General features: G+C 60.3%; 4 protein-coding genes and 1 pseudogene. 4 read left to right on the plus strand and 1 reads right to left on the minus strand.

Features of this window, described 5'->3' with window-relative positions; genetic code table 11:
* Positions 1-108: 108 nt before the first annotated feature.
* Positions 109-609, minus strand: a complete 501-nt coding sequence (locus AC1DT2_RS13410) for a hypothetical protein (protein WP_477296779.1) — start codon at positions 607-609, stop codon at positions 109-111.
* Between the two features lie 90 nt (positions 610-699).
* Between AC1DT2_RS13410 and AC1DT2_RS13415 the strand changes: the two genes are divergently transcribed.
* The 4 genes and pseudogenes from AC1DT2_RS13415 to AC1DT2_RS13430 all read left to right on the plus strand — a co-directional run.
* Positions 700-1,233, plus strand: coding sequence for a hypothetical protein (locus tag AC1DT2_RS13415; RefSeq protein WP_477296780.1), 534 nt, complete (start codon positions 700-702; stop codon positions 1,231-1,233).
* Between the two features lie 74 nt (positions 1,234-1,307).
* Positions 1,308-1,892 (plus strand): DUF416 family protein, encoded by a 585-nt coding sequence (locus AC1DT2_RS13420; protein ID WP_477296781.1) that lies wholly within the window; start codon positions 1,308-1,310, stop codon positions 1,890-1,892.
* 284 nt (positions 1,893-2,176) lie between these two features.
* Positions 2,177-2,749, plus strand: a complete 573-nt coding sequence (locus AC1DT2_RS13425) for a hypothetical protein (RefSeq protein ID WP_477296782.1) — start codon at positions 2,177-2,179, stop codon at positions 2,747-2,749.
* Between the two features lie 264 nt (positions 2,750-3,013).
* Positions 3,014-6,579 (plus strand): annotated as a pseudogene (locus AC1DT2_RS13430) (hypothetical protein); the annotation flags it as partial.

The raw sequence follows: 6,579 nt of genomic DNA on the forward strand, positions 1-6,579 counted from the left end.
ACCCCGCGTCGGCGAGCATTGTGTCTTCACCGTACACGGCGAGCGCAGTGGAAGCACTCGCGACGGGAATGGGGTGGCCGTCGATGATTCGATCGTGGTTGATGACTTTCAGTGCGGCTGGGCCGTGACCTCATAACGTCCGCCCCGCCAGTGATACTCGCTGCAGCCGTGGTCTTCGTCGCATAGGGTGAAGAACTCATTGCCTTGCTCGTCAATCCCCGTCGACGACGGCGGGTTGCGCGAGCCGTGCTCCAGCACTTTGACGACGTTCGGGCCGGCCACGTCGTACACCATGACCCGGTAGGCGGAGCCAGTGGTCCAGACGCTGATGAAGCGGGTGGATCCATCCTTTGGCAGCATCACGTAGGTCGGGGAGGCTCCGACGTGCTCCCGATAGGGCCGAGCACTCCGTTTGCAAGCTTCGACGCAGCGGATGGACAGGTCGCTTCCGCCTGCGCCCGGCACGCTGGCATCGAACTGATAGACGGCATCGGCATCGTTGGAGGTGCGTCCTCGAATGGCCGGACCCTCCTGCTTATCGAAGGCGTACGCTGAGGGCAGGGTGACAAGCGTGGCGAAGCCGAGTATGAAGCGCTTAGGGAATGTCATCGCAGGTCTCCGTAGATGTTCTGGCAGCAGCTGGCGCCAAGGATAGGTCCCTACCGATTGGCAGCACCAGACCCGTTGGAGCAATGACGTATGGCATTTACAAAGAGGCTGGCGTGCATTCTTTTCATCTGCGTTTGCACGCTTGGAAGCGTACGTGCGGCCGAGAAAGATCTTTGGAAGTATCCCTGCGATGTCTACATGTCGTCGGCCTGTATGCGACTGCCGAACGATATGTCGGTCAGCTACCACGTCCCCGCCGATTTTGGCATCTACACCGTACAGTCGTCGGGGAAGGATATCCTTTCGGTCTACGTGGGCATGGCACCTCAGCTACCGGCTGGCGTTCCTTCCATCAAGCTGGATTCCTCCATCGCCACGATGAGTGGCTTTCTGGAGAGGAGGGGTGATCTCATCAGGGCGGACATCGTTATCGCTTCAAAGAGTCGCGAGGTCGACACGGTGCATGTCTTCACGTCCTATTCTGAAGACCAGCGAGCCGCCGTCGCGGCCATTGTGTCGAGCCTGAGGGCTTGCCAGATGCGCGGAAAGGAGGATCTGCGGTGCCCTCAAGAGAGTCCATGGGGGAAGGCGATGGAGGACTGGATCAACACGGTGGCACCTTGAGGACGAGGCCTCCGTGAGCCGAGGCGGTGACGACGCATGCGGCGCCAAGTGACTTCAATGGTCGGGACGAAGATATGAGCGAGCTGTCGGAGATTGACCAACTGTCAGCCGGCATCAGGGAGCTTGGTGACGCGAAGGTCCTGGCCTTCGGCATCTGCTTGCTTGAGCGAGCCATGCCGGCCTTCTTTCAGTTCCAATGTGACACGGGGTGGGTTGGYGGCGGCGTCATGCGCGCGGCCGTTGCTCGGTGCTGGGCGGTGCTGGAGGGTAGTCCTGCCGACGTGGCCAAGTTCGTATCCATTGCGGAGTGCGAGCGTGTTATGCCGGATTCTGAAGGCCGGCATGACTCCGGCTACACGTCGGCCGCTATCGATGCGGTGGATATTGCGTGCAACGTTCTGGGCTTTGTCGAGAGCGGAGACATCGAACTCATCATCGATTCCGTCACTGCACAGACGGACACGATTGATCTCTTCGTTCGGCAGTCGGATGGTTCGGCTCATTCGCTTCTGAAGGACGAGCTCGATCTAATGCGGGGGGACCTGGAATTTATAAACGCGGTCGACGCGGACCCTTCGGTGCTTTTCCCGGCGGTCATGAAGCGCGTGCGTGATCTTGGGTACGGGACGCTACGGTTGAAACTCCCGGACTTCCCTTGAAGCATGGCTTCAGGCGTCTCGTCCCGCTGAGCTGACCTGGGCCATACGTCTCAACCCACCGATACATCCTGCTTCTCCAAGGGCTCGCGCTACTCGCCGTTCGCCCGTTAGACGGATTGCGGGCTGCCGAAATGGTGTAGGGCTACCCCTACAGGAAACCGAGATCCGCTTCGCATTTCCTTGCGAATGCACTGCGTACTATCGCCCCATCCCATCCGCCATTTCAGGGGGCGCCCTTGTTTCGCCGACTTCCCGCTCGGGCGCTGCAGCTGTGTGGCGCTGGCATGTTGATCGTCATTCTAAGCGCGGCGCACGCGAGGCAATCCCCGGCCACCTGCGTGGACTTTTCGTGTGGTCTACCGGCAGAGGGCGCAATGCCGTATCTCCTGGTGGGAAAAGTCGCGTCGGTCGCGAGCACGGTGCAGTCACGGGAACTGTTCAGTGAAATGCGCACGAAGGGGCGATGGAAGTCGCTGCCGTCATCGGACGTCCGCTTTGCGAACGAGATTCAGACACTGGTTATCGATCTCGGTGACCGCCTTACGGCAGTCAACATGAGCCGGGCCGAGATGGTGGCCGCACCCATTCAACCGGGTGATTTCGTCCGATACGCACCCCACCACGGCGCCTTCGAGAAGCCACCGGCAGATCCGGTAGCAGCGACGTTCTGGTCCATCGATGGTTGCGTCGCCATCCTTTGCCGCGCCGGTGATACGAAGTGCGTCGAACGCTACAAATCGGGTGCGTTCGACAAGGTATCCGGTGCGGAAATGAGCTTAAGCCCGCCTCGAGTACGTTCCGGCGGTCGAGTGATCGACGTCAATACGCTTGTTCCGATAAACCCTGCACCCCGCTAACGCGCCGTAAGCCGTTTCCACCCATAAGGATCTGAGATGGACACCGAGCCAATGCCTGCCATGCGCCTCCTTCTTGCTATTGCCATTGCCGCGACGGCCACATCGGCCAGTGCGGGAATCACTACGGGTCCGGATCCGCAAGCAAAGCCGCCGCTATCGTGCTGCTCTGGCGCAGGGGGATCCTCCGGCGGACCGCAAGGTGGCGGTCAATGGGGTACGAACGGGCTGAATGCGTCCGGCCCCGCAGGTGGCTCAAGCGATGGCATGCCGACCTTCGCGGTGAATCCGAACCTTGTGGGCCTGGTGCTTACGGATACGCCACTGCGGTACGAGTCGCCTAAGGGACCCGCCGTCGATGTCACATTGACCTACAACCAGAAAGATAGTGACCAGCCGGCCACCTTCACTTATGCCAACCTCGGAACCGGCTGGACCTTAAACTGGATCGAATACGTCAGCGACAATCCCAACGCCCCAGGCTCGGGCGTGTCGCTCTACCTTCCGGACGGCCAGGCGCGTAGCTACAGCGGCTACAACGCGTCCACGGGTGCGTTCGCACCGGAGCCGCAGGACGGCGCGCACCTCGTCCGCGTGAGCGCATCCCCCATTCGCTACGAGCGCCGCTTCGCGGACGGTAGCATCGAGGTATTCGCCCAGTCGGACACGAGCACAGCGGCACCACGGCGTATCTTTCTCACGGAGCGGGTTGATCCGGCCGGCAACAGGGTTACTGTGCTGTACGACGCGACGGGACGCATAAAGTCGCTGCTGGACGCCTTGGGACGATCCACGACATTTGCGTATAACAATTCGGCCTCTCCGCTGCTTATCACCTCGGTAAGCGACCCCTTCGGACGCACTGCAAGCATTGGCTATGACGCGACTGGTCGGGTGAATTCGATTACCGACTCCATCGGCCTGAACTCGACCGTCGGCTATGCGCCGAACGGCAAAGTAGGCTCGCTGACCACTCCTTACGGAACGAGCACCTTTGCGTACACAGAGAGTGGTTACAACTACGATCTGGTGACAACCGATGCCCTGGGTCGGCAGTCTCGCTACCAGTTTGTTCAGGGCGCGCCGGGAATTCCGTTCAGTGAGAACGCGACTCCAAGCGGTGTTTCCGCGTTCAACTCCTACATCAACGCCCGCAACACGTTCTATTGGGATGCGCAGGCGATGAGCGATGCGCCGAACGATTACACCAAGGCGCGCATCTTTCATTGGGAACACAAGAATCTTGGTGGCTTCTCGAATACGACCTCCGATGCCCTTGAGAGCACCAAGTACCCGCTGGAGAACCGCATCTGGAACAATTATCCAGGGGCCCAGGGTGGGTTATCCGGCTACCTGAATAAGCCAGCGGCGACGGCTCGGCTTCGTGCGGACGGCAGCACCCAGCTTTCGACGAACACCTATAACGAATTCGCCAAACCCATCCAGGTCGTACAACCCGATGGCTTGGTAACAACGTATACCTACGCGCCCAACGGCCAGGATGCGTTGACTATTCGTCGGCAAGGTCCAGGTTACGACGCCACTGAAACCTTCACCTGGAATGCGCAGCACGAGCCGCTTACCTTTACCGACGAACTGGGTCACACCACCACATACACCTACAACCCCGCTGGGCAGAAACTCAGTGAGCGTGACGCGTTGGGCAACACCACATACTGGACGTATGACAGTAGCGGCTTCCTCACGTCCCAAAAAGATCGGAACGGAAAGGTCACGACGTTCACCCATGACGGTGTGGGCCGAATGTCCTCGCAGACAGATGCGGCGGGTTTTACCACGAGCTTCACTTATGACAATCTCGACCGCCTCGTTCGTACGACCTTTTGGGACAATACGTTCGAGGAAGAAACCTACGATAAGCTGGACAAAGTGGCGCATCGTGATCGCACCGGAGCGGTCACTGGCTACGCGTTCAACGCGGGTCGGAAGTTGATTTCCGCGACCGATCCCAATGGCGGCGTGACCAGGTTCACTTACTACGCGAACGACAAGCTTAAGGCCGAGACCACACCGACCGGCGAGGTCACTCGCTGGGTCCGCGACATCGAAGGCCGCGAGACGCAGCGCATCGCGCCCAATGGCGGCGTAACGACGACAACTTACGATGCGACAAACCGGGTCGCGTCCGTAACGAATGCGATGGGTTTCGTGACCACGAACGTGGCGTACGACAGCATGGACCGCCTTATTCGCCGAAGGGATCCCAACGGCGTGATCACCGACTTCACGTATAACGCTCGGGGATGGCCTACCGGCAGCACGGTACGGGCAAACGCGGACGGGTCGGCGTCAGCGGCCGATGCTGTGACAACTCTGAGTTATGACTTCGCGGGTAACGTCATTTCGAGTACCGATCCGGACGGCGTACGGACCGATCTGTCGTATGACAGTGCCGACCGGTTGGTTCGACTGGTGGAGCCGAGCGGCGGCAGCTTGAATTACGTGCTCGACGGTGAGGGAAATCGTCTTCATGAGACGAATGTGCGGGCCGATGGCGCCACCGTGGCGAGGAAGGTTGACCGAACATTCGATGCGTTGAACCAGTTGTTGACCGTGGTGAACGCCCAGGGCAAGGTTACGCGTTTCGAGCACGACGCCGATCGTAACGAATCCAAGGTTACCGATCCGCTCAACCGTGTCGTCACTTCAACGTTCGATCCGATGCGGCGCCCGATCACGCGCACCCGAACCGACGGAGGCAGTACCAAATTCGTTTGGGACGCTGCCAGTCGTCTCGCGTCGATCGTCGATCCGGGTCAGCTGGTAACGCAGTTCGCATACGACGCGTCTGGGCGGCCCGTGAGCGAAAGCAGTCCGGACGCGGGAAGTCTGGCGGGAGTCTACGATGCCACGGGGCATCTGCAGACGAGCACGGACGCGCGCGGCATCGTGAAGCTTTATGCGTTTGATGCGTTGGGCCGCCCGCGCACGATCAAGTCCGGGACAGCCGCGATGGACGAGTCGTACTTCTACGACGAGCCCGCGAGTGTCACCGGCTGCCCTGCCTCGTTTCCCATCGGTCGTCGCACGCGCATGATGGATGGACAAAGCACGACGACGTACTGTTATGACCGGCGTGGCAATGTCACCAGGAAGACCCAGGTCCTTTCCGGAGGTACCAGCGATACCGTCGAATACACCTATACGCTGGCCGACCGTGTCTCAAGCACGTCGCTCCCTTCAGGCACGCTCTTGGTGTCTTCGTACGATGCCAACGGACGCATCGCGTCTATCCGCATGGAGGCCGCAGGCGCGCCCGCCCAGGTCCTCGTTAGCGGGGTGACATACCTTCCCTTTGGCCCGGTCGAGAATTATTCGCTGGGCGGGACACAGGTAGTGAGTCGCGTCTACGACGCGAACTATTGGTTGACGGCCATCAATTCCCCGGCCATCCAGCTTGGGATAAGTCGGGATGCTTCCGGTCTGCCGCTTGGGTACGCCCAGGTTATGGGAGGTGGGGCGGTGTCCGGCGAGAAAATTGTGCACGACAAGGCTGAGCGCCTATCCGCGGTTGCGATCGGGACCCAGGGGCAGTCGTTCACGTGGAACGCCAGTGGAGACCGGCTGACCAAGACGGGTATCGGCAACGGTGCTGGTGCGTATACGTACCAGCCGGGAACACATCGGCTCGCGTCGATCGGCGGTGGTACGGCCCGCACTTACGATTCGATTGGAAACCTCACCTCCATGGTGTCTTCGGGAGAGAGCTACAGTTTCTCGTACGACCTCCGGAATCGCCTGAGCCTGGTGAATCGGGGAGGCGCGGATGTCGCTACCTACACCTACAATCCTCTTGGTCAGCGTGTCTCCAA

It is taken from the genome of Luteibacter sp. P4_E6 (assembly GCF_056401535.1).